The sequence below is a fragment of the Bacillus sp. A015 genome (genome assembly GCF_053851875.1).
This window is the reverse complement of sequence record NZ_JBSPZB010000002.1, coordinates 81,111-103,316: the sequence shown is the minus strand read 5'-3', so window position 1 is coordinate 103,316 and position 22,206 is coordinate 81,111. Positions and strand designations below refer to the sequence as shown.

At 40.8% G+C, this 22,206-nt stretch carries 26 protein-coding genes; 25 read left to right on the top strand and 1 reads right to left on the bottom strand.

Annotation, left to right across the window (positions count from 1 at the left end; translation table 11 throughout):
* Positions 1-49 precede the first annotated feature (49 nt).
* From ACSLGF_RS02095 to fni, 13 genes are all read left to right on the top strand, one after another.
* Complete coding sequence (locus tag ACSLGF_RS02095) at positions 50-502, top strand: DUF2663 family protein (RefSeq protein WP_456002043.1); 453 nt, start codon at positions 50-52, stop codon at positions 500-502.
* A gap of 86 nt (positions 503-588) precedes the next feature.
* Positions 589-1,377 (top strand): metallophosphoesterase, encoded by a 789-nt coding sequence (locus tag ACSLGF_RS02090; RefSeq protein ID WP_456002040.1) that lies wholly within the window; start codon positions 589-591, stop codon positions 1,375-1,377.
* Between the two features lie 167 nt (positions 1,378-1,544).
* Complete coding sequence (locus tag ACSLGF_RS02085; protein ID WP_099728104.1) at positions 1,545-2,129, top strand: genetic competence negative regulator; 585 nt, start codon at positions 1,545-1,547, stop codon at positions 2,127-2,129.
* Between the two features lie 196 nt (positions 2,130-2,325).
* Positions 2,326-3,600 (top strand): Glu/Leu/Phe/Val family dehydrogenase, encoded by a 1,275-nt coding sequence (locus ACSLGF_RS02080; protein WP_456002037.1) that lies wholly within the window; start codon positions 2,326-2,328, stop codon positions 3,598-3,600.
* A 124-nt stretch (positions 3,601-3,724) separates the two neighbouring features.
* Positions 3,725-4,696, top strand: coding sequence for a YpdA family putative bacillithiol disulfide reductase (locus ACSLGF_RS02075; protein ID WP_456002504.1), 972 nt, complete (start codon positions 3,725-3,727; stop codon positions 4,694-4,696).
* 158 nt (positions 4,697-4,854) lie between these two features.
* Positions 4,855-5,511 carry a glutamic-type intramembrane protease PrsW gene (prsW, locus tag ACSLGF_RS02070; protein ID WP_456002034.1) on the top strand — a complete coding sequence of 219 codons (657 nt, stop codon included), beginning with the start codon at positions 4,855-4,857 and terminating at the stop codon, positions 5,509-5,511.
* Positions 5,512-5,662: 151 nt separating this feature from the next.
* A complete protein-coding gene (gene sleB, locus ACSLGF_RS02065; RefSeq protein WP_370461105.1) occupies positions 5,663-6,565 on the top strand; it encodes a spore cortex-lytic enzyme in 903 nt (300 codons plus the stop codon).
* Positions 6,566-6,581: 16 nt separating this feature from the next.
* A complete protein-coding gene (ypeB, locus tag ACSLGF_RS02060) occupies positions 6,582-7,931 on the top strand; it encodes a germination protein YpeB (RefSeq protein WP_456002031.1) in 1,350 nt (449 codons plus the stop codon).
* Positions 7,932-8,033: 102 nt separating this feature from the next.
* Positions 8,034-8,681, top strand: a complete 648-nt coding sequence (locus ACSLGF_RS02055; RefSeq protein ID WP_456002028.1) for a flagellar brake protein — start codon at positions 8,034-8,036, stop codon at positions 8,679-8,681.
* A gap of 63 nt (positions 8,682-8,744) precedes the next feature.
* A complete protein-coding gene (locus tag ACSLGF_RS02050; protein ID WP_003215744.1) occupies positions 8,745-8,927 on the top strand; it encodes a DUF5359 family protein in 183 nt (60 codons plus the stop codon).
* Positions 8,928-8,998: 71 nt separating this feature from the next.
* Positions 8,999-9,676, top strand: coding sequence for a (d)CMP kinase (gene cmk, locus ACSLGF_RS02045; protein WP_456002025.1), 678 nt, complete (start codon positions 8,999-9,001; stop codon positions 9,674-9,676).
* Positions 9,677-9,899: 223 nt separating this feature from the next.
* A complete protein-coding gene (gene rpsA / locus ACSLGF_RS02040; protein WP_456002022.1) occupies positions 9,900-11,051 on the top strand; it encodes a 30S ribosomal protein S1 in 1,152 nt (383 codons plus the stop codon).
* Positions 11,052-11,065: 14 nt separating this feature from the next.
* Positions 11,066-12,133: a type 2 isopentenyl-diphosphate Delta-isomerase gene (gene fni, locus ACSLGF_RS02035; protein ID WP_456002019.1), complete on the top strand. Its 1,068-nt coding sequence runs from the start codon at positions 11,066-11,068 to the stop codon at positions 12,131-12,133.
* A gap of 164 nt (positions 12,134-12,297) precedes the next feature.
* Here fni and ACSLGF_RS02030 read toward each other — a convergent pair whose 3' ends face one another.
* Complete coding sequence (locus ACSLGF_RS02030) at positions 12,298-12,429, bottom strand: YpzI family protein (RefSeq protein WP_456002016.1); 132 nt, start codon at positions 12,427-12,429, stop codon at positions 12,298-12,300.
* 120 nt (positions 12,430-12,549) lie between these two features.
* Here ACSLGF_RS02030 and ACSLGF_RS02025 point away from each other — a divergent pair, with 120 nt between their 5' ends.
* The 12 genes from ACSLGF_RS02025 (at position 12,550) to ACSLGF_RS01970 (ending at position 22,205) form a co-directional block, all read left to right on the top strand.
* Positions 12,550-13,152 carry a YphA family membrane protein gene (locus tag ACSLGF_RS02025; RefSeq protein ID WP_456002013.1) on the top strand — a complete coding sequence of 201 codons (603 nt, stop codon included), beginning with the start codon at positions 12,550-12,552 and terminating at the stop codon, positions 13,150-13,152.
* Positions 13,149-14,033 (top strand): YIEGIA family protein, encoded by an 885-nt coding sequence (locus ACSLGF_RS02020; protein WP_456002010.1) that lies wholly within the window; start codon positions 13,149-13,151, stop codon positions 14,031-14,033. The genes ACSLGF_RS02025 and ACSLGF_RS02020 overlap by 4 nt, the downstream gene beginning before the upstream one ends.
* Before the next feature lie 6 nt (positions 14,034-14,039).
* Positions 14,040-14,234, top strand: coding sequence for a capping complex subunit for YIEGIA (locus tag ACSLGF_RS02015; protein ID WP_456002007.1), 195 nt, complete (start codon positions 14,040-14,042; stop codon positions 14,232-14,234).
* Between the two features lie 161 nt (positions 14,235-14,395).
* The gene (der, locus tag ACSLGF_RS02010) at positions 14,396-15,706 is read left to right on the top strand and encodes a ribosome biogenesis GTPase Der (RefSeq protein ID WP_456002004.1); all 1,311 of its coding nucleotides are present in this window, start codon (positions 14,396-14,398) and stop codon (positions 15,704-15,706) included.
* Positions 15,707-15,720: 14 nt separating this feature from the next.
* Positions 15,721-16,758, top strand: coding sequence for an NAD(P)H-dependent glycerol-3-phosphate dehydrogenase (locus tag ACSLGF_RS02005; protein WP_456002001.1), 1,038 nt, complete (start codon positions 15,721-15,723; stop codon positions 16,756-16,758).
* Positions 16,759-17,024: 266 nt separating this feature from the next.
* Positions 17,025-17,228 (top strand): DUF2768 domain-containing protein, encoded by a 204-nt coding sequence (locus ACSLGF_RS02000; RefSeq protein WP_034318888.1) that lies wholly within the window; start codon positions 17,025-17,027, stop codon positions 17,226-17,228.
* A gap of 18 nt (positions 17,229-17,246) precedes the next feature.
* Complete coding sequence (locus ACSLGF_RS01995) at positions 17,247-17,972, top strand: hypothetical protein (RefSeq protein WP_456001998.1); 726 nt, start codon at positions 17,247-17,249, stop codon at positions 17,970-17,972.
* A 205-nt stretch (positions 17,973-18,177) separates the two neighbouring features.
* Positions 18,178-19,656 carry a stage IV sporulation protein A gene (gene spoIVA, locus ACSLGF_RS01990; protein WP_456001995.1) on the top strand — a complete coding sequence of 493 codons (1,479 nt, stop codon included), beginning with the start codon at positions 18,178-18,180 and terminating at the stop codon, positions 19,654-19,656.
* Positions 19,657-20,029: 373 nt separating this feature from the next.
* Positions 20,030-20,308, top strand: coding sequence for a non-specific DNA-binding protein Hbs (hbs, locus tag ACSLGF_RS01985; protein ID WP_003215863.1), 279 nt, complete (start codon positions 20,030-20,032; stop codon positions 20,306-20,308).
* Between the two features lie 190 nt (positions 20,309-20,498).
* The gene (folE, locus tag ACSLGF_RS01980) at positions 20,499-21,068 is read left to right on the top strand and encodes a GTP cyclohydrolase I FolE (RefSeq protein WP_456001992.1); all 570 of its coding nucleotides are present in this window, start codon (positions 20,499-20,501) and stop codon (positions 21,066-21,068) included.
* 23 nt (positions 21,069-21,091) lie between these two features.
* Positions 21,092-21,322, top strand: a complete 231-nt coding sequence (mtrB, locus tag ACSLGF_RS01975) for a trp RNA-binding attenuation protein MtrB (RefSeq protein WP_034318894.1) — start codon at positions 21,092-21,094, stop codon at positions 21,320-21,322.
* A 115-nt stretch (positions 21,323-21,437) separates the two neighbouring features.
* Positions 21,438-22,205 carry a heptaprenyl diphosphate synthase component 1 gene (locus ACSLGF_RS01970; protein WP_099728089.1) on the top strand — a complete coding sequence of 256 codons (768 nt, stop codon included), beginning with the start codon at positions 21,438-21,440 and terminating at the stop codon, positions 22,203-22,205.
* The last annotated feature ends 1 nt before the right edge of the window (position 22,206 follow it).

The following is a 22,206-nucleotide window of genomic DNA, read 5'->3' as shown; positions in this document are numbered from 1 at the left end:
CAATGGAAAACCACATACATATGTAGAAAAAAGGGACAGGGTGTATGTGATGACATTGCAGGCAATCAGCCGCTATATGGATCAGCCGACACAGAAAATGATTGAAACATTGATCAAAAGAAAGCGCAAATATGAGGGCTTTGCAAAACTGTGCAAAAGGTGGCAATGGACAGCCCTTTTATCTCTAGCGATTCTTCTGTTTTATTTTGTCATAACAGCTAATAGCGGGGGCTCGCTGCAGCCGGAAGCTATGATTGCAACACTGCTTGGTCATGAGGTGTTTCTGTTTTGGATCATGGCAGAAGTGTTTGCTTTTTACGCATCGTATTATTATAAGAAAAAAGAAGAAAAGGCTGAGGATGAATATCATAAGCTCAGATGTGAAATTATACAAAAAAGCACAGATTTATGGCCTCAATCAAATCAGTGGAAAGAGCGTGAGGCGGTTTTTCACTACATGCAGAAGCAATATGACATTAATCTCTATTATGAAAGTAAATAAATGAAGGAAAAGACGTTTAACAGTTGAAACGTCTTTTTTCATTCAAGCGTCTTATGAAAGAAAGATATATAAGGGAGCCATTTATGATGAAATATGCCATCGGATTTACTGCCGCCATTGCGGCTGTTACAACAGGTGTGTGTGTAACGGCAAAAATGGTGAAAACGGCAAAACAAAACAACATCAAAAAGCATTACTTTACAATAGAAGCACTTCAATCAGATAGACCCGCAGTCATTTTCTTTATTTCTGATACGCATCGACGCCTCATTAGTGACACATTATTAGCAGAAGTAAGGCAGGAAAAGCCAGATGTGATTATGATAGGCGGGGACTTAGCAGAAAAAGGTGTACCCTATGCCAGGATTGAAGAAAATGTGAAACGTTTATCAAGAATTGCGCCGGTTTATTTTGTTTGGGGAAATAATGATCATGAGCTGCATCAGCAAAAGTTTAAAGAGATTCTTCATGCTTATGATGTCACCACATTGCAAAATGAAACGGCTGTGTGGGATTTTGAAGGCCAGCCCATTAAAATTGGAGGAATCGACGATATTCGGCTTGAAAAAGCAGATTATGAAGCGATACGACCTGAGTTTGTTAAAGATGAAGTGAATATTCTCTTATCACACAATCCAGATGTGCATCACATGATGAGTGAGGAAGAGGGAATCGATCTTGTCCTGAGTGGTCATACCCACGGAGGACAGATCCGCATCGGGAAATTTGGCCCGTATGAAAAAGGGAGAACAGGCCAAGTCAAAGGCGCTTTTTTTCTGATTAGTAATGGCTATGGAACAACAAAGATTCCAATGCGTCTTGGGGCTGAACCAGAAACCCATCTGATCTATCTAATGCCTCTAAAAACTCGTTAACTTGATGCACCCTCAATATTTTCCATAAAAGTCACCGTAAGCATGGCTTCATGCTTGTCTTCCGTCTTGACACAGTGTAAACTGAATACAAAATTAAGAACCTATGACTCATCATCTCATATACTACAGTATGATGTGTGTTAGAAGAGGCAGGAGGGAACAACGTTATGCGACTGGAGCGTCTGAATTATAATAAAATCAAAATTTTTCTCACACTAGATGACCTGACAGACCGAGGTCTTACGAAAGAAGACCTTTGGAAAGATTCGTTCAAAGTTCATCAGCTGTTTAAAGACATGATGAACGAAGCGAATCAGGAGCTCGGTTTTGAAGCGAATGGACCGATTGCTGTTGAAGTATTTTCTCTTCAGGCGCAGGGGATGGTCGTCATTGTGACAAAGAGTCAGCAGGAAGATGATGCTGATGATGAGTTTGATGAAGATTACATTGAGATGCAAGTCAAGCTCGACGAGAGCAAGCATGTGCTCTATCAATTTGCCTCGTTTGAAGATGTGATTCAACTGTCCCATAGTTTAAGTCGTATTGGACTTTTAGGGGGTACAGTTTACCATTATGAAGGTCAATATTTTCTCAGCCTAGATGATGTTGATGAAGAACTGTCTGCTGATACTGTCATTTCCATTTTAGCGGAATTTGGTTCTCCTACGACATTAACCATTCACCGGCTAAAAGAGTATGGAAAAGTGATTATGCAAGAAGATGCAGTGAAAACGATTCAGATGTATTTTTAATCATTTTTTTCTATTATATTTAATACTGTTGTGATGAAACAACAGTATTTTTTTATATCCTTTTTTATATTTATAAACGCTGATATTTTATTTTGATAAAAAACGCTTTTTACCTTTGCTTTACCAGTACGAAGGTGTATACTATTGCTTGAAAGGGAGCAGTAGATCATGAAAGATTTCTAGGGGGTTTATTTTAATGGCAGCCGATCAAAACGCCGCTCATAACGCAGAAGATAAGCTAGATGTTTTAAAGTCAACTCAAACCGTCATACATAAAGCGCTTGACAAATTGGGATATCCGCAAGAAGTATATGAATTGCTGAAGGAACCAATTCGTCTATTAACGGTCAAAATTCCAGTACGTATGGATGATGGATCGGTGAAAATTTTCACTGGTTACCGCGCGCAGCACAATGATGCTGTCGGTCCGACAAAAGGCGGAATTCGATTCCACCCGAACGTAACTGAAAAAGAAGTAAAAGCGCTTTCAATTTGGATGAGTTTAAAATGTGGTATTGTGGATCTTCCTTATGGCGGAGGAAAAGGCGGTATTATCTGTGATCCAAGAGAAATGTCGTTCAGAGAGCTCGAAAAACTAAGCCGCGGCTATGTGCGCGCAATTAGTCAAATCGTGGGACCAACAAAAGATGTTCCAGCACCAGATGTATTTACAAACTCTCAAATTATGGCATGGATGATGGATGAATATTCTAGAATTGATGAATTTAACTCGCCAGGATTTATTACAGGAAAACCGATTGTTCTTGGAGGGTCACACGGACGTGACACCGCAACAGCAAAAGGTGTGACGATCTGCATCAAAGAAGCGGCGAAGAAAAAAGGGATTGACATCAATGGGGCTCGTGTTGTTGTACAGGGATTCGGAAATGCAGGAAGTTACTTGGCTAAATTCATGTATGATGCTGGAGCAAAAATCGTAGGGATTTCAGATGCTTACGGCGGATTATACGATGAAGATGGTCTAGACATTGACTACTTGCTTGACCGGCGTGACAGCTTTGGAACCGTCACTAAATTATTTAACGATACAATTACAAACAAAGAGCTGCTTGAGCTGGATTGTGATATCTTAGTACCTGCAGCCATTGAAAATCAAATTACAGAAGATAATGCGGCAAACATAAAAGCCCAAATTGTCGTAGAAGCAGCAAATGGTCCGACGACACTAGAAGGAACAAAAATTCTTTCAGATCGTGGTGTACTACTTGTCCCAGACGTACTTGCGAGTGCGGGTGGTGTCACTGTTTCTTACTTTGAATGGGTTCAGAATAACCAAGGGTTCTACTGGACAGAAGAAGAAGTAGAAACTCGTTTAGAAGATATGATGGTGAAATCATTTAATAATATTTATGAAATGGCGCAAAACCGCCGCATCGATATGCGTCTTGCTGCATATATGGTCGGCGTACGTAAAATGGCTGAAGCTTCTCGATTCAGAGGCTGGATTTAAGCGGCTTATTTGCATCGAGTCTTAAAATCTCCTATCCTTATATAGGAGATTTTTTTATGTAATGGAACAAAGAATCAAACAGCCCAGCAATTGTTATTGCAGTGAAACGACAGGAGTGGAACAAATGAAACAAGAAAAAGCGATCATAATAGGAGGCGGTCCGTGCGGGCTATCAGCTGCCATCGCATTCAAGCAAATCGGTATCGATGCACTTGTGATTGAAAAGGGGAATGTGGTCAACAGTATATATCATTATCCAACACATCAAACCTTTTTCAGTACAAGTGAAAAGCTTGAGATCGGTGATGTCGCTTTTATTACTGAAAACCGGAAGCCAGTTCGTATTCAGGCACTTTCCTATTACCGAGAGGTGGTCAGAAGAAAAAGCCTGCGTGTTCATGCTTTTGAAAAAGTAAACGCTGTGACGAAAAAAGATGGGCGTTTTACCGTCAGCACATCCAAAGACGACTATTCATGTGACTACGTCGTGATTGCCACTGGCTACTATGATCATCCAAACTATATGAATGTCAAAGGGGAAGACCTGCCTCACGTGTATCATTATTTTAAAGAAGGGCATCCATACTTTGATAAAGATGTGACGGTCATCGGGGGGAAGAACTCCAGTGTCGATGCCGCGCTAGAACTAGTGAAATGCGGAAGCAGAGTCACTGTGTTATATAGAGGAACTGACTATTCGTCCAGCATCAAACCTTGGATTTTACCAGAGTTTGAAGCCCTTGTCCGTAATGGAACCATTCGAATGGAGTTCGGCGCGCAGGTGAAAGAAATCACAGAAGAAGAGGTTGTCTTTACAAACCAGCAAGACCAAACGGATCGAGTGAAAAGTGATTATGTGTTTGCGATGACAGGCTATCACCCTGATCATTCTTTCTTAGAAAAAATGGGTGTAATGATTGATCAAGAATCAGGCCGCCCAGCCTTTGATGAACAGACAATGGAAACAAACGTAGAAGGTATTTTCATTGCAGGAGTCATTGCAGCTGGAAACAACGCCAATGAAATTTTCATTGAAAATGGAAGATTTCATGGAGGTCTGATTGCAGAAGAAATCAACAAAAGAATCAACAGCTAAAAAAAGAACTGGATCCTTCAAAGGGATTCAGTTCTTTTTTTATATATAAAATGGGATTATATAGAAAGTTATTTTAAGAAAAATGGGCTCGAGTCATATAAAAAAGGGGTAAATCATGGTACGATAATGAAGGATAATGTAGGGAAAGAGGTCTGATTATGATCGCAATCATCTCAGCAGGTTTAGCTCCCGGCATCGCACTTTTAAGTTATTTTTATTTGAAAGATCAGTACGACAATGAGCCGGTTCACATGGTCATCAGATCTTTTATGCTAGGTGTCATACTTGTGTTTCCAACCATGTTTATTCAATATGTCCTTCAAGAGGAAAATATCGCAACAAACCCTATCTTGATTTCATTTGTGACGTCGGGCTTTTTAGAGGAATCATTAAAATGGTTTATTTTAATGGTCAGCGTCTATGCGCATGTCCAGTTTGATGAACACTATGATGGGATTGTGTATGGAATAAGTGTCTCTCTCGGTTTTGCGACACTTGAAAATATTCTTTACTTAGTCGGTCATGGGGTAGAATATGCGTTTACACGCGCCTTATTACCCGTATCAAGTCACGCTTTATTTGGTGTTGTGATGGGATTTTATATCGGCAAAGCTCGTTTCTCTGATAAAAAAGAGCAGCGCAAATGGCTGATCCTTTCTTTAACACTCCCTGTGCTTTTTCACGGCTTATATGATTTCATTCTTCTTGGGATGAAAAATTGGGGATATATTATGCTGCCGTTCATGATTTTTTTATGGTGGTTTGGTCTGCGGAAAGCAAAAAAAGCCCGTGCGGTGAAAATGGTGCAAATTTAATTTGGAAAGCGTCCTGTAAGTTCACAGGGCGTTTTTTTGTCTTTTCCATCCAATTCCCTCCTGTGATGAATGTATAAAAATAGGGATCGGAAGAAACATATATTCAAACATCAAAAGTACAGGAGGATCAAATATGGACAAAGCTCGTTTCATGAAACAAATCGTCCTTATCTTCTCAATCGTTCTACTCGCGTCTTCACTTTTGACAGCTGAAAAAAGTGAAGCTTTCACCAATCAAGTCATTCAGAGAGGAGCAACAGGAGAAGATGTAGTCGAGCTGCAAGCAAGGCTCCAATACAATGGTTTTTACAATGGCAAAATTGATGGCGTGTACGGCTGGGGGACGTACTGGGCCGTTCGTAACTTTCAAAGCAAATTTGGTGTAAAGAATGTCGATGGACTCGTAGGTGCTAAAACAAAAAGCCTATTAGTTCAAAAGACGAAATACTATAAAGAGTTTGTGCAGCAGCAGCTGCAAAAAGGGAATCAGTTTACCCATTATGGCGGGAAGCCTCTTGATCAGCAAACAAAGGCTCCTGGGCAAAGAAGCTCACAAAAAAAGACGGCTCAAGGTGCAAAAGAGAAGCAAAAAAGTCAAAGCGGAGGAAGCGGGTCATCTGGGAAGTCTGGAAACCAGTCAGGCAATCAGCAAGCAAATCAAACGCCGAAGCAAACGGCTGCCAACATGCCAGGTGGTTTCTCTAGCAATGACATTCAGCTTCTTTCACAAGCGGTTTATAGTGAAGCAAGAGGTGAGCCGTATGAAGGACAGGTGGCCATCGCTGCCGTCATTTTAAACCGTTTGAACAGTTCAACCTTTCCAAATACCATTGCTGGTGTCATTTTTGAGCCGCTTGCGTTTACAGCGGTAGCAGATGGACAATTTTATATGGCACCAAATGAAACCGCAAAAAAGGCAGTGTTTGATGCAATTAATGGCTGGGATCCATCTGAAAGCGCCGTCTATTACTTTAATCCTGATACAGCAACAAGTCCATGGATTTGGGGAAGACCACAAATTAAACGAATCGGGAAACATATTTTCTGTGAATAAAAAGAGGTGTAAATAAATGATCAGAGGAATATTGATTGCTATTTTAGGAATTGCTGTCATCTCAACAGGTTACTGGGGCTATAAAGAGCATCAAGAAAAAGACGCAGTGCTGCTTCATGCAGAAAACAACTACCAAAGAGCCTTCCACGATTTAACGTACCAAGTCGATCAGCTGCACGACAAACTTGGAGCAACACTTGCGATGAACAGCCAAACATCGATCTCACCAGCACTTGCAGATGTATGGAGAATGTCATCAGAGGCGCATAACAATGTCAGTCAGCTTCCGCTCACATTGATGCCTTTTAACAAAACGGAAGAATTTCTAGCGAATGTCGGAGACTTTAGCTACAAATCATCAGTTCAATCTTTATCAGATGAACCATTAAACAAAGATACGCATAAAACCATTACTGCTTTATATGATCAAGCGGCAGATATCCAAAACGAGCTTAGACAAGTGCAGCATCTCGTACTCAACAAAAATTTAAAATGGATGGATGTTGAAATGGCGCTGGCGGACGGCGATAAAAAGAACGACAACACCATTATCGACGGTTTGAAAACAGTCGAGAAAAATGCAGATGCATTTGCGGATGTCGATCTCGGTCCTACAAATGTGTCATCAGAATCAGAATCACGAGGTTACAGTCATTTAAAAGGCCAAAAGATTTCAAAAAAAGAAGCGATCCGCATTGCACAGCAATTCGCGCCTGACCATAATCAAGATTTTAAGGTGAGAAAAAGCGGAAGCAAAACAAATCGAGATGTGTACAGCTTATCGATGTCAGATCCAGATAGCAAAGCGAATTTTTATTTAGACTTGACTGAAAAAGGAGGACACCCAGTCTACCTTCTTCAAAATCGAGACGTCAAAAAACAGAAAATCAGTTTAAATGAAGCATCTGAAAAAGCATTAAGTTTCCTAAAAAAGCATGGATTTGATACGGAGTCGTTCCATTTAGATGAAAGTGCGCAATTTGATAATATAGGCGTATTTACCTATGTTCCCCTTCAAAAAAATGTGCTGCTTTATCCAGATAGTATTCGCATGAAAGTCGCTTTAGATGATGGAGAGGTCGTTGGGTTCTCAGCGAAAGACTACTTGACGAATCATAAAAAACGTGACATCAAAGCACCTAAAATCTCGCAAAAAGAAGCAGAGAAAACGTTGAATAAGCATGTAAAGATTGAAGATACTCATTTAGCTATTGTTCAAAATGATATGTCAGAGGAAGTTATCTGCTATGAGTTTCTTGGAACAATTAAAAATGATACGTACCGGATGTTCATCAATGCAGATACTGGAAAAGAAGAAAGAGTAGATAAGCTGAAAAACGCAGAACCTATATATAAAGACCTATAGAAAAGGAAGCGAGGAAAAGGCTAATAAGTCTTTTCCTTTTGTTTTATACATGGTTTAATATAGGAGAGGATACGATTTCACAGATGAAAAGAGTGATGAGGAATGTTACAAATAGGGGATGCAATCACAATTGAGTATGTCAATGAGAACAAAGAAGTGAAAACAGCAAAATCGAAAGTTTTGGAAAATAATAACGATGATATTTGCATTCATTATCCAGCTGATAAAGAAACGGGGCGCACGATCTATTTAAACCAGCAAACAGAAATCACCGTGTTCTTTTTCGATGAAAATCAAATTCCATACAAATGTACAAGCGAGGTCATCGGAAAAAGAAAAGAGGATATTCCGATGGTTGTTATTTCAATTCCGCCAAAAGAAGAGATGATTCGGCTTCAGCGCAGAGAATATCTCCGAGTGGATACGATGGTGAAAGCCGCCATCACACAAACGGATGAAGAGGCCTTTGACACTTTTATTGTCAATATGAGTGCTGGCGGCGTAGTAATTGCTGTTCCAGAAGGCGTCTCGCTCAAAGAATACGGAGAGGTGAGCACAGAGTTTGAACTGCCGCTTAAAGAACCCGTAAAAATTAAAGCGGTTGCAGAAATGAATCGAGTATATCAAGATGAACAGACTGGCAAAACAAGAGCGATCATGGAATTTTCTGAGATCACGAATGACCACCAGCAGCACATCATGAAATACTGCTTCCAGCAGCAGCTTTTAACACGTGTGAAAAAAGCATAAGAATAAAGGGTGTAAAAATCTTCCATACTAGAGGTGAACGAATCTAGCATGGAGGCTTTTTGTATGAAGACAATGGAAAGATGGTTATTTAAAGCGGTGCTGATTCAGCTTGTTCTGTTATTAGCCGTTCAGATCACACTTCATTTGACGAAAGGAGAACTGTTTTTGTCAAAAGTCGTGCAATACGAGGGTGTGAATAACATGAGTATTGAAGATTGGATTGAGACGTTTAAGCAGAAGGATTGATAGAAAATTCCCCCGTTTAAGCGGTGATCGTGTTACAATTCATAAGGGAGATTCAATCAAGGAGAGGTATTATGAAAAAGAAATTATCTATCGCAATTGACGGTCCTGCTGCAGCAGGAAAAAGCACTGTGGCAAAAATTGTCGCAGCGAAAAAATCATATATTTATATCGATACAGGTGCGATGTACCGCGCGATTACACTTGCGGCACTCAATCATGGTGTAAACCTTGAAGACGAACAGGCACTTGATGCATTACTGAAAAAGACAGTGATTGAACTTGTGTCAACGGACGAAGGTCAAAAAGTACATCTAAACAACACCGATGTCACAGAGGATATTCGAACAGACCGCGTGAGCAACCAAGTATCTGTTGTTGCAAAGCACAGAGCTGTTCGAGAAGAAATGGTTCGCCGGCAGCAAGAGCTTGGCAAACGAGGCGGCGTCGTCATGGACGGTAGAGACATTGGCACACACGTTCTTCCAGATGCAGAAGTGAAAATTTTCTTGCTTGCTTCAGTAGAGGAAAGAGCAAAACGCCGTTTTGAAGAGAATCAGAAAAAAGGTTACGATGTTAATTACGATCAGCTGATCGAAGAGATTGCAAGACGTGACAAGCTTGATTCTGAGCGGGAGGTGTCACCGCTGAAGAAGGCTGATGACGCGATTGAAATTGACACAACTTCCCTTTCCATTCAAGAGGTGGCAGGTAAAATTTTAGACGCAGCAGACCGCGTGGAAAAACAGTAAGAAATTTTAGAAAACTTTTATAAGTTAGAGGTTTATCTCTTGACAAACAAGGTCTTTTATTAGAAGTTTATACTAATACTATTTTTATTGATCATTCAAGCAATTATGTTGATTTGAATGTTTCTATAATACATATTCGGCTGGCAATCATCATGCTTAAGACACATATTCACCCAGTCGTTTTAACTAAGCTGTGTAGGTTTGGACCAAGGAGGTTATCGAAATGACAGAGGAAATGAATCAAATCGATGTTCAGGTACCAGAGGTTGGAGATGTAGTGAAAGGGATTGTTTCTAAAGTTGAGGACAAGCATGTAAATGTAGATATCGTCAATGTGAAACAACCTGGGATTATCCCAATCAGTGAATTATCAAGTCTTCACGTTGAAAAAGCATCAGATGTCGTGAAAGATGGCGACGAGTTAGAGCTTAAAGTAACAAAAGTCGAAGACGATGCTTTGATTTTATCGAAACGTGCTGTTGATGCAGACCGCGCTTGGGAAGACCTAGAGAAAAAGTTTGAAACAAAAGAAGTATTTGAAGCTGAAGTAAAAGACGTTGTGAAAGGTGGTCTTGTCGTAGACATTGGTGTGCGAGGATTTATTCCTGCATCTCTTGTTGAAGCACACTATGTAGAAGACTTCACAGACTACAAAGGAAAAACGCTCTCACTTGTCGTGGTCGAACTTGACCGCGAAAAAAATCGTGTGATTCTCTCACACCGTGCAGTGGTTGAGCAAGAGCAATTAGACAAAAAGCAAGACTTCCTGCAAAAGCTTGAAGTAGGTAGTGTGATTGATGGAAAAGTACAGCGCCTGACTGACTTTGGTGCTTTTGTTGACATTGGCGGCATTGATGGATTAGTTCACATTTCTCAACTATCCCATGCACATGTTGAAAAGCCGTCTGACGTTGTTGAAGAAGGGCAGGAAGTCAAGGTCAAAGTACTTGCTGTTGATCGTGATAACGAACGTATCTCACTATCTATTAAAGAAACATTACCAGGACCTTGGAGCCAAATTGGTGAAAAGGTAAAACAAGGTGATGTGCTTGAAGGAACCGTTCAACGCCTTGTGAGCTTTGGTGCATTTGTTGAAATTCTACCAGGTGTAGAAGGGCTTGTGCATATTTCCCAAATTTCTCATAAACATATCGGTACCCCTCAAGAAGTCCTTGAAGAAGGGCAGACTGTGAAAGTGAAAGTGCTTGATGTGAATGAAGATGAAGAGCGCATTTCACTAAGCATCCGTGATTTAGAAGAAAATCCTGAAAAACAAATAGAAGAGAATTATCGTCAATATCAGGCGAAAGAAGAAAACACAAGCGGATTCCAGCTTGGTGATCTGATCGGTGATAAACTCAATAAACTAAAATAATTTGGTGATCAAAATTGACGCGAGCAGAAAGAAAGAAACAGCATATTGAACATGCTTTGTCGACTGGCCAGCATGCAGCAACAGGTTTAGAGGATGTTTCCTTCGTTCACGTCGGTCTACCAGATCTTGCGACATCACAAATTGATACACATACGACAATTGGCGGACTGACTTTCGGTTCGCCAATTTTTATCAATGCAATGACTGGTGGGGGTGGAGAGTCGACCTATGAGATCAATCGCTCTTTATCGATCGCAGCGAAGGAAACCAATATTCCAGTAGCAGTCGGATCACAAATGGCTGCACTGAAAGATGAAGAAGAAAGAAGAACGTATGAAGTCGTTCGTAAGGCCAATCCGGATGGACTTGTTTTTGCGAATTTAGGCAGTGAAGCGACAATCAAGCAAGCTCGGGAAGCTGTCGACATGCTGGAGGCAAATATGCTCCAGATTCACTTAAATGTCATTCAAGAGATCGTGATGCCTGAAGGGGATCGTGATTTTAGAGGTGCAATTGAGCGAATCGCAGTCATCGCTGAATCAGTTGGCGTGCCTGTTGTCGTAAAAGAAGTCGGATTTGGCATGAGCAAAGAAACGGCAAAGAAGTTATTTGATGCCGGAGTTGCGGCCGTTGATGTAGGAGGATTTGGCGGAACGAACTTTTCTAAGATCGAAAATCTTCGACGCCAAAAAGCACTTCGTTATTTTGATCAATGGGGGATTCCAACTGCAGCGAGTCTTGCTGAAGTACATACAGCCTTTCAGGATCAAACGGTTTTAGCCTCTGGAGGGATTCGAGATGCACTAGATGTGACAAAATCAATCGCTCTTGGCGCGTCCGCTGCTGGGTTAGCTGGTTTTTTCTTAAAATCACTCACTAGTGGAGGAGAAAGCGGCCTCATCTCTGATATCATCGATCTTCAGGAAGATGTGAAGATGATGATGACAGTGCTTGGGGTGAAGACGATTGAAGAACTGAGACAAACTCAGGTTGTGATTACAGGTGAAACGAGTCATTGGCTCAAAGAAAGAGGCGTAGATACAACATACTATAGTTTAAGATCCAGTAAGAGAGGCATGTGATGATCACATGCCTCAGCGTGTAGACAAACCCTCGCATTCTTTGTCAGGTCTGCGCTCCGGTGCTCACGAATGTCAATTCGCTCCGCTCCGGTGCTCGTCCTTCCTAGACTGCAATCTATCACGCTGAAAAGAAGACAAAGGCATGTGAGGGTCACATGCCTTTTTTATTGATTTCTTTTTCGAGCGTTTTCTGGACCTTCTAATTTTGTTGCCCCTTTATGATGAATTGATTGATCACGATCAGATTCAACTCTTCTTGACGCCTTTAGGCGTTTTTCCTGTCTATCCTTACCCATCATACATCCCTCCTCAACCATTAGGGTGTCACCTCTTGTTCATTTCATACAAAGCCCGTAACGCTCCCGCACGTTTAAAAACTGGAGATTTTCCCATAATGTAATTGAGGTGATGAGGCGTTGGAGGCTCTGTACTATTATTGGTCAATATGGTTCGTTTGGATTATGGTGACGTTTATCATGGAAAAAAGCACTTTGCGCAGCGTGCTAGGAGTATGTGTACTTGTTCATATTATCTTCAGTCATTTCATGATATCCATTTTAGACATCAGCATCAATGCAGGGTTTTTGATGACCTTTTTATATGCTTGTATGGCCTTCGTCATATTCCGGCCTGCTTATCGAATTATGAGAATCATGCAATTATGTTCAATGGTTAGCGCGTATGCCTTTTTTATGATTTTTGCATTATATGACCCGGTTTGGTTCACGATAATAAAGGTGGATTGGGCTATATTTGCTTTGCTGATCCTGATGTGTTTGACATATGGACACCAGTTAACGGAACGAATGACCTTATGGATGATGTCTGTGTGTCTCGGCGAAGCTCTTTATGCGCTTACGATTCATCGTCTCACATCATCGATTGTCATAGGAGATCTCTCGTTTCTTTCCCTTGTTGTTCAAGGCGCCATCTTCCTATTAGGTGTAGATCAGCTTGAAAAGCTCTTGAGCGCCCGTTCTTCCAGAAAACCAGTTAAAGGGGCTGCAAAATCAACATGACGGATTACACGTTTCCTGTGATTATTGGTGTCATCTTTGGGATGGCGGCCAGGCTTTATATGCTAAGAACAGATTATCGGCAATACCCTACGTATATTCATGGACAAGTGATTCACATTGCACTTGGTTTTATCGCGTCAGGGCTTGGTGCAATCATTATGCCTGCACTGATTCAGGAGGAATTTACTGCGATTACCTTTCTAACGCTAGCAGCCACGCAATTTCGTGATGTACGTAATATGGAAAGAAATACGTTAACCCAATTGGATTCATATGAGCTTGTTTCAAGAGGCAGTACATATATTGAAGGCATTGCCATTGCCTTTGAAAGCCGAAATTATATTGCCATTCTCACTGCGCTTATTACAACCACAGCCTGTATTTTCTTCTCGCTCGTTGTTGGAACAGTGGTCGGTATTCTTTGTATTTTCATGGCAAAGCTATTGATGTCTGGCAGCCAATTAAAGGATATCGTCAATATTCAAAAAGGCGAACTTCGCTTTGACGGGGCAGGACTTTACGTGAATGATATTTACATTATGAATATCGGGCTTCCTGAAAAGCAAAAACTAATATTAGAGCATGGAATGGGATTCATCTTGACTCCGAAGAATTTTAACTCGGCCACAACGATTGCAAACCTTGGACAGCGGCAAGCGATTTTATTTGATTTATCCAATGTGCTTGGCGTGTATCGTGATTCTGGTGAACCATCGCTTTGTCCGCTTGCAAAACGTGATCTGAATAACGGCACACTTGGCGTGTTTATTTTACCACAATGGAAACGTGAAGATTTGGCTGTTCGTGTATTAGAAGAGGTGCCAATTCTAGAAAATGCCATTAGAATGCCGACAGATTTCATTAAAAAGAAAGCGAGGTAATGAGAAATGGCGAACACAATTGAGCAATTCATATTGGCTGTGGCCACAACAAATAAAGAGCGAGTCATTGGAGGAACAGCGGTTTTTTTCTGTGAAAATAAAGAAGAACTCGACATGTATGCTATGAATTTAGAGGCCATTTTGGATGGGGTTGCACACGGAATTGGTGAAGATCTTTACTTGATTGTTAAACATTTTTAAGTTATTCATTGTGGTCTGATTAAAAATTGATATAATATATAAGTTGAACCCTTCATGTTTGAAGGGTTTATTTCATAAAAAACTGAATGAAAATTTTAAATCCCGGTTGAAACATGATGATGAACATATTGAATCGCGGCTGGATTGAAAGGAAGGGTACTATGGGTAAACCTGTCGTAGCCATTGTTGGAAGGCCCAACGTTGGAAAATCTACAATTTTTAATCGAATCGCAGGCGAAAGAATATCGATTGTAGAAGACACACCTGGTGTAACAAGAGATCGAATCTATAGCTCTGCTGAATGGTTAAATTATGACTTTAATTTAATAGATACTGGTGGAATAGATATTGGAGATGAGCCGTTCTTGGCGCAAATTCGCCATCAGGCAGAAATCGCAATGGATGAAGCGGATGTCATCATCTTTATGGTGAATGGCCGAGATGGTGTGACATCTGCGGATGAAGAAGTCGCAAAAATTTTATATCGCACGAAAAAACCAGTCGTACTTGCTGTCAATAAACTGGACAACCCTGAAATGAGAAGCGACGTTTATGACTTTTATGCACTTGGATTTGGCGAGCCATATCCGATTTCTGGAACGCACGGATTAGGCCTTGGTGATCTGCTTGATGCAGTCGCAGAGCATTTTAAAAACTTGCCAGATACACAGTATGATGAAGAGGTTGTACAATTCTGCTTAATTGGCCGCCCGAATGTAGGGAAATCTTCTTTGGTGAATGCTATGCTCGGGGAAGAACGCGTGATTGTGAGCAACATTGCTGGTACGACAAGAGATGCTGTCGATACGATGTTTACGTACAATCAGCGTGACTTTGTCATTGTCGATACAGCAGGTATGAGAAAAAAAGGGAAAGTGTATGAAACAACAGAGAAATACAGCGTGCTACGTGCATTAAAAGCCATTGATCGTTCTGATGTGGTTGGTGTTGTTCTTGATGGTGAAGAGGGAATTATTGAGCAGGATAAACGTATTGCAGGCTACGCACATGAAGCCGGTAAAGCCGTTGTAATCATTGTGAACAAATGGGATGCTGTTGAAAAAGATGAGCGTACAATGAAGGAATTCGAGCAAAACATTCGCGAGCATTTTCAATTCCTTGATTATGCACCTGTTTTATTCATGTCGGCTCTCACGAAAAAGAGAATTCATACGTTAATGCCGTCGATCATTACAGCTAGTGAAAATCATGCGATGCGCGTTCAAACCAATATTTTGAACGATATTATCATGGATGCCGTTGCGATGAATCCAACGCCGACCCATAATGGACAACGCCTGAAAATTTACTATGTAACACAGGTGGCCATCAAGCCTCCATCCTTTGTTGTGTTTGTAAACGATCCAGAGCTTATGCACTTTTCTTATGAGCGTTTCTTAGAAAACCGGATTCGAGATGCATTTGGTTTTGAAGGAACACCGATTAAAATATTTGCGAGAGCGAGAAAATAAAAAGGGTGAGCAGGATGAAGAAAATTTCAGTACTTGGAGCAGGCAGCTGGGGAACAGCTCTTGCGCTTGTATTAGCTGATAATCATCATGATGTACACATGTGGGGACATAGACAAGAGTTGATTGATCAAATTAATGAGAAACATGAAAATCATGATTACTTGCCAAATGTCGCACTGCCAGCGTCTATTAAGGCGACAACAGATATGAAGCAGGCTTTAGAGGGGACAGATGCGATTATTGTCGCTGTGCCAACAAAGGCCATTCGTGAAGTATTGAAGCAGGCAAATGAGCTGATCTCAACGAAAGTGCCATTTGTTCATGTCAGCAAGGGAATTGAACCAGATACACTTCTCAGAATTTCTCAAATGATTGAACAAGAAGTCCCAGCCTCGCAAAGAGAAGCTGTGGTTGTCCTATCAGGACCGAGTCATGCAGAAGAAGTAGGCTTGCGTCATCCGACAACAGTCACTGTCTCATCAGAAAATATTGAAGCGGCTCAATTTGTTCAAGATTTGTTCATGAACAACAACTTTAGAGTGTACACAAATCCTGATGTGATTGGTGTGGAAATTGGCGGAGCACTGAAAAATATCATTGCCCTTGCGGCAGGAATCACTGACGGACTTGGATATGGTGACAATGCGAAAGCGGCACTCATCACAAGAGGACTGGCTGAAATCGCACGTCTTGGTACAAAAATGGGAGGGAATCCCCTTACATTTGCCGGTTTAACAGGCGTTGGAGATTTGATCGTCACATGTACAAGTGTTCATTCGCGTAACTGGCGCTGCGGGAATTTACTCGGTAAAGGGTATAAGCTTGAAGAAGTACTTGAAAAAATGGGGATGGTTGTCGAAGGCGTCCGCACAACAAAAGGCGCATACCAGCTCTCCAAAGAATACAAGGTCAGCATGCCCATTACAGAAGCGCTTTACCATGTCCTGTTTGAAGGGAAAAAGGTAGACGATGCTGTAGAATCACTGATGGCACGTGTGAAAACACATGAGATGGAAGACCTTGTGAACATGTTCGAAAACCAAACAAAATAATTGGAAGACTGAACTTAGGCATGTAGAGGATGCAAGAAGGGGAAGACTTGCATAACATAGCAATGAAGTTTGAATAGAGCTTTGCCTCTACAGAATGAGGAAAAATAGTCGACTTAATGACTGAAGCAGAGTCCCCCCTCTTTGCTTCAGTTTTTTATGCGCTTTTTCCCGAATGATTGGAAAAATGATTGATATTTACCTTATTTTTGGTTTAGAATGAAATATAAACGCTTACAATTTGTTCGTTTTGAAGGGGGACAGGCACGATGAGTTTTGCTTTAATCAAGATGTGGTTTGCGCTTGGTTCAATGGGGCTCATGTTTTTAGCCGTAGTAACCATCTATTTCAGCAGGTTTAAGCTGAAAAGCCGATTTCTGAAAATAACAGCCTCGACCGTCGCATACAGCTTGATGCTCATATCAGGCATCATTGTATTTTTAGTTGTATTTAGCGGGCCGGTCAATGAATAAAGAAAAAGGAAGAATGTGATGATCAAAGCGAAAGTCAGTGTCACGTTGTTAGCACTTATTTTACTTACAGGATGTCTTTATCCAGAGAATCGCAAAGCTGAAAACCGGGTGCCATACGAGGAGCAGCTGCAAAGTGTGCAGACAGCGATCGAGGAGTTTCAAAAAGCGACAAATGGTCTTTTGCCAATTGAAACAAAAGAAGCAGACACGCCAGTTTATCAGAAGTACGTCATCGACTTTAAGCGCTTATCACCAAGGTATTTACACGATGTACCGTCTACATCCTTTGAAGGCGGAGGCGAATATATTTATGTCCTCACAGACGTCGAAAAAAACCCAACTGTGAAACTGCTTGATGTCAAAATGACGCAAACCATCAGTGAATTACGGCTTAGAATTAAAATATATCAAGACGAACATACATATCCGCCCTACGGCAAAGTTGTGTCCAAAGATTTATATACGTTAAATGAAAAAAAACTAGGATTAAAAGCGCCGCCTACGGTCATGAGTCCTGTTACGGGGAATTCCCTCCCATTACTCATTTCATCAAATGGCGAAATCTATGTGGACTATCGCAGTGATTTTGCTCATATTTTGAAAAACACGAAACAAAAGCTGAAACCAGGTGAAAACATTCAAGATGTATATTGGCAGGAAACCCCGTTTGTACCCGCGTTTTCTGTGCCATATACAATCAACAAAAAAGGTGAGCCTGCCTTTTTAGAAAAAAAGACGACATAAACAAGAATGAACCTTTTTCCTCTGCATATAAATGAGGAGAAAGGTTTTTTTATGGCTAAACTTACTCTCAAAACAAAAAAGGTGTCATATTCAAATAGGACAACGTCATACACATATATTGTCCAGACACCTTTCAAGCACAGTTTGATTGAAGTATAGAGTATTTTATTTGAAAACGAGGATAGCAAGTCCGGGAGGGGATCACTTGGAAAAAGTCGATATTTTCAAGGATATCGCTGAACGAACAGGAGGCGATATATATTTAGGAGTCGTTGGAGCTGTTCGTACAGGGAAATCTACGTTTATTAAAAAGTTTATGGAGCTCGTGGTGCTCCCGAATATCAATAATGAGGCAGACCGTGCAAGAACACAGGATGAATTGCCTCAAAGCGCAGCAGGAAAAACCATTATGACCACAGAGCCAAAATTTGTGCCAAATCAAGCGGCATCTATTCACGTGAGTGACGGTCTTGATGTCAACATCAGGCTTGTAGATTGTGTAGGATACACAGTCCCTGGTGCACGCGGGTATGAAGATGAAAATGGACCGAGAATGATCAACACACCGTGGTATGAGGAACCAATCCCATTTCATGAAGCAGCAGAAATTGGTACACGCAAGGTCATTCAAGAGCATTCAACCATCGGTGTTGTGATTACAACAGACGGATCAATTGGCGAAATCCCAAGACATGACTATATTGAATCTGAAGAACGTGTGATTGATGAACTCAAAGAGGTTGGAAAGCCGTTTATTATGGTAATCAACTCCGTGAGACCATATCATCCTGAAACAGAAGCGCTGCGCCAGGAACTCAGCCAAAAGTATGATATTCCAGTACTCGCCATGAGTGTGGAAAGTATGAGAGAGCAAGACGTACTCAGTGTTCTTCGTGAAGCATTATATGAATTCCCAGTGCTTGAGGTGAATGTGAACCTGCCAAGCTGGGTCATGGTGCTAAAAGAAGATCATTGGCTAAGAGAGAGTTATCAGGATTCAGTGAAGGAAACCGTAAAGGATATTAAAAGATTAAGAGATGTCGACCGCGTCGTTGGTCAATTCAGTGAATTTGACTTTATTGAAAGAGCGGGCTTAGCGGGTATTGAAATGGGTCAGGGCATCGCAGAAATTGACCTGTATGCGCCAGATGATCTATATGATCATATTTTAAAAGAAGTGGTTGGTGTGGAAATTAGGGGCAAAGACCACCTTCTAGAGCTCATGCAAGATTTTGCGCATGCAAAGACAGAATATGATCAAGTGTCAGACGCATTAAAAATGGTGAAGCAAACTGGCTATGGGATTGCAGCGCCCGCTTTATCAGATATGAGTTTAGATGAGCCTGAAATCATTAGGCAAGGATCAAGATTCGGCGTGAGATTAAAAGCAGTTGCTCCATCTATTCATATGATTAAGGTGGATGTAGAGAGCGAATTTGCACCGATTATCGGAACAGAAAAACAAAGTGAAGAGCTTGTCCGCTACTTAATGCAAGACTTCGAAGATGATCCGCTTTCGATTTGGAATTCAGATATATTTGGACGCTCACTCAGCTCCCTTGTCAGAGAAGGCATTCAAGCAAAGCTGTCTCTGATGCCAGAAAATGCAAGATATAAGCTGAAGGAAACACTTGAAAGAATCATCAACGAAGGATCAGGCGGTCTGATCGCGATTATTCTATAACATGTGAGACCTCTCTTTAATAGGGGTCTTTTTTTTGCGTGCTATATGAGTCATAAAAAGACAATTGTATAAAGATTAGTCAGATTCAACTAAAATTAGGAATATTCGTTCGCAAAAGTGCCCTTAATCCTTGACGAATAAGGATTCTTCCCTTTAAAATGCTTGATATGGTATTTCATATGTGTTAATCTACTTACAGAAAATCTTCACTTTGTTGGACAAACATTCCTTCAAAGAGAAGTTTTCTAATGAAAAGCCATGTATGACGCTTTCTAGACGCTCTTTTTTTCAAAAAAGTGTATAGAAAGAAGATGAATTGTGAAGAAATGATAACAATCTACTGACTGCATATTTTTGGGAGGAGGTGAAAGGCATGAACAAGACAGAACTTATTAACGCGGTTGCTGAAGCAAGCGAGTTATCTAAAAAAGACGCGACAAAAGCAGTTGACTCTGTTTTTGATACAATTTTAGATGCACTTAAAAATGGTGACAAAATCCAACTTATCGGTTTTGGTAACTTTGAAGTACGTGAGCGTTCAGCTCGTAAAGGACGTAACCCACAAACTGGTGCAGAGATCGAAATCCCTGCAAGCAAAGTACCTGCTTTCAAACCAGGTAAAGCACTTAAAGACGCGGTGGCAGGTAAATAATCGTTATGTGTAATCATCCTATTTAAGGAGTTATACATATACAGTTTCACACTGGTCTAGAAAAGCCCCTTCGATAAGGGGCTTTTCCTTTTGATTCAAAAGGTTCGTTTAGAACGCTCTCCTTTGCTTTTAGGATCTGAAGTGTGCTAGAATCTGATTGAAATGTAATCGCCTTTGGAGGATATAATACATGAGTGAAATAAATAAAGAACTAATCGAACACGCTGTACGCGATATATTAAAAGCGATCGGAGAAGATCCGGATCGTGAAGGACTTCTTGATACCCCAAAACGAGTAGCAAAAATGTATGAAGAAGTGTTCTCGGGATTAAATGAAGATCCAAAAGAACATTTTAAAACCATTTTTGGTGAAGATCATGAAGAACTCGTTCTTGTAAAAGATATTGCTTTCTATTCAATGTGTGAACACCACCTTGTACCTTTCTATGGAAAAGCCCATGTCGCTTATATTCCGCGCGGAGGGAAAGTAACGGGACTTAGCAAGCTTGCAAGAGCAGTAGAGGCCGTTGCAAAGCGCCCGCAGCTTCAGGAACGTATTACATCAACCATTGCAGATAGTATGGTGGAAACACTAAATCCGCATGGTGTGATGATTGTCGTTGAAGCAGAGCATATGTGCATGACGATGCGCGGAGTGAAAAAGCCTGGTGCCAAAACGGTCACATCAGCAGTGCGCGGCACATTTGCAAATGATGCGGCAGCAAGAGCAGAAGTGCTTTCCTTTATTAAAAACGACTAATCAATAGATGGAAGGTGAACAGATTGAGTGAAAAAAAAGCATCTGATTTTGTGGTCATTAAAGCCATTGATAATGGTGTAAACGTAATCGGCTTAACTAGAGGCTCTGATACAAGATTTCACCATTCCGAAAAACTCGATAAAGGTGAAGTCATTATCGCACAATTTACTGAGCATACGTCAGCCATTAAAGTAAGAGGCGATGCTGTCATTCAAACAAGCTTCGGTGAAATTCAAAGCGAAGCAAAGAAATAGAGCACGAGTATGCACTTGATAGCATAAAAGTGAGAGCTCATATGGTATAATAAATCTCTATACAATGTGCAGGGCTACATATGAAACTGTAATTTTTGGGACAAGGGTGATATCTTTGCAAGACATCTACGGAATTTTATCTAATCTAAATATAAAATTAAATAAAAAGCTTTCTCATCCTTATTTGGCAAAGCATTTGCGTGCGCCACTCATCGATGAAGATAAGCTCCTTCTTTTTCATGCTATGTTTGATGAAGCTCAAATTGATGCAGAGAAAAAAGAAAATTATATTCTAACGGCGATGCTTGTGCAAATTGCCCTTGATACCCATGACGAAGTCACAACTGCTGCAGCCATCAAACAAGACGAATTCAAAAATCGTCAGCTGACCATCCTAGCAGGAGACTATTTCAGCGGTCTCTATTATTCTCTTCTCTCTGACATGAAAGACATTTACATGATCCGCACGCTCGCTACGGCAATTAAAGAGATTAATGAACATAAAATTAGACTGTATGATCGATCCATTCAAGATGCAGCGCACTTTTACAAAAGTGTAGCTACAGTGGAGTCTGCGCTATTCCAAAGGATTTCTGAGCATTTTCAATTAACGCATTGGAATGAGATTGCAAGTCGTTTCCTTGTTTATAAGCGTTTTATGAAACAAGCAGAAGATGACAAACATTTAAAACTTTTTTTGAACGATAGCTATACGGACGCCTATACATGTTTTGACAACTTTGAGAATGAAGGCTATGAGCAAGCCAAACTGCCGATCAAGAAGTATCTTGATTCATCTCCGGTCGTTCAAAAAGAGCTATTAAATCGCTTGGATCATATGAAAAATGAGCCTGCGTACCATCAGAAAGTGGAAGAAGGGTAAG

Excerpts from the sequence above, each read along its gene's own strand:
- der (WP_456002004.1), top strand. The coding sequence starts at position 14,396 with ATGGGTAAACCTGTCGTAGCCATTGTTGGAAGGCCCAACGTTGGAAAA.
- ACSLGF_RS02075 (WP_456002504.1), top strand. The coding sequence starts at position 3,725 with ATGAAACAAGAAAAAGCGATCATAATAGGAGGCGGTCCGTGCGGGCTA.
- ypeB (WP_456002031.1), top strand. The coding sequence starts at position 6,582 with ATGATCAGAGGAATATTGATTGCTATTTTAGGAATTGCTGTCATCTCA.
- ACSLGF_RS02080 (WP_456002037.1), top strand. The coding sequence starts at position 2,326 with ATGGCAGCCGATCAAAACGCCGCTCATAACGCAGAAGATAAGCTAGAT.
- ACSLGF_RS02090 (WP_456002040.1), top strand. The coding sequence starts at position 589 with ATGAAATATGCCATCGGATTTACTGCCGCCATTGCGGCTGTTACAACA.
- rpsA (WP_456002022.1), top strand. The coding sequence starts at position 9,900 with ATGACAGAGGAAATGAATCAAATCGATGTTCAGGTACCAGAGGTTGGA.
- ACSLGF_RS02030 (WP_456002016.1), bottom strand. The coding sequence starts at position 12,429 with ATGGGTAAGGATAGACAGGAAAAACGCCTAAAGGCGTCAAGAAGAGTT.
- ACSLGF_RS02015 (WP_456002007.1), top strand. The coding sequence starts at position 14,040 with ATGGCGAACACAATTGAGCAATTCATATTGGCTGTGGCCACAACAAAT.
- ACSLGF_RS01995 (WP_456001998.1), top strand. The coding sequence starts at position 17,247 with ATGATCAAAGCGAAAGTCAGTGTCACGTTGTTAGCACTTATTTTACTT.
- folE (WP_456001992.1), top strand. The coding sequence starts at position 20,499 with ATGAGTGAAATAAATAAAGAACTAATCGAACACGCTGTACGCGATATA.
- prsW (WP_456002034.1), top strand. The coding sequence starts at position 4,855 with ATGATCGCAATCATCTCAGCAGGTTTAGCTCCCGGCATCGCACTTTTA.
- ACSLGF_RS02020 (WP_456002010.1), top strand. The coding sequence starts at position 13,149 with ATGACGGATTACACGTTTCCTGTGATTATTGGTGTCATCTTTGGGATG.
- sleB (WP_370461105.1), top strand. The coding sequence starts at position 5,663 with ATGAAACAAATCGTCCTTATCTTCTCAATCGTTCTACTCGCGTCTTCA.
- ACSLGF_RS02005 (WP_456002001.1), top strand. The coding sequence starts at position 15,721 with ATGAAGAAAATTTCAGTACTTGGAGCAGGCAGCTGGGGAACAGCTCTT.
- ACSLGF_RS02000 (WP_034318888.1), top strand. The coding sequence starts at position 17,025 with ATGAGTTTTGCTTTAATCAAGATGTGGTTTGCGCTTGGTTCAATGGGG.
- ACSLGF_RS02085 (WP_099728104.1), top strand. The coding sequence starts at position 1,545 with ATGCGACTGGAGCGTCTGAATTATAATAAAATCAAAATTTTTCTCACA.
- hbs (WP_003215863.1), top strand. The coding sequence starts at position 20,030 with ATGAACAAGACAGAACTTATTAACGCGGTTGCTGAAGCAAGCGAGTTA.
- ACSLGF_RS02095 (WP_456002043.1), top strand. The coding sequence starts at position 50 with ATGACATTGCAGGCAATCAGCCGCTATATGGATCAGCCGACACAGAAA.
- cmk (WP_456002025.1), top strand. The coding sequence starts at position 8,999 with ATGAAAAAGAAATTATCTATCGCAATTGACGGTCCTGCTGCAGCAGGA.
- ACSLGF_RS02055 (WP_456002028.1), top strand. The coding sequence starts at position 8,034 with ATGTTACAAATAGGGGATGCAATCACAATTGAGTATGTCAATGAGAAC.
- ACSLGF_RS02050 (WP_003215744.1), top strand. The coding sequence starts at position 8,745 with ATGAAGACAATGGAAAGATGGTTATTTAAAGCGGTGCTGATTCAGCTT.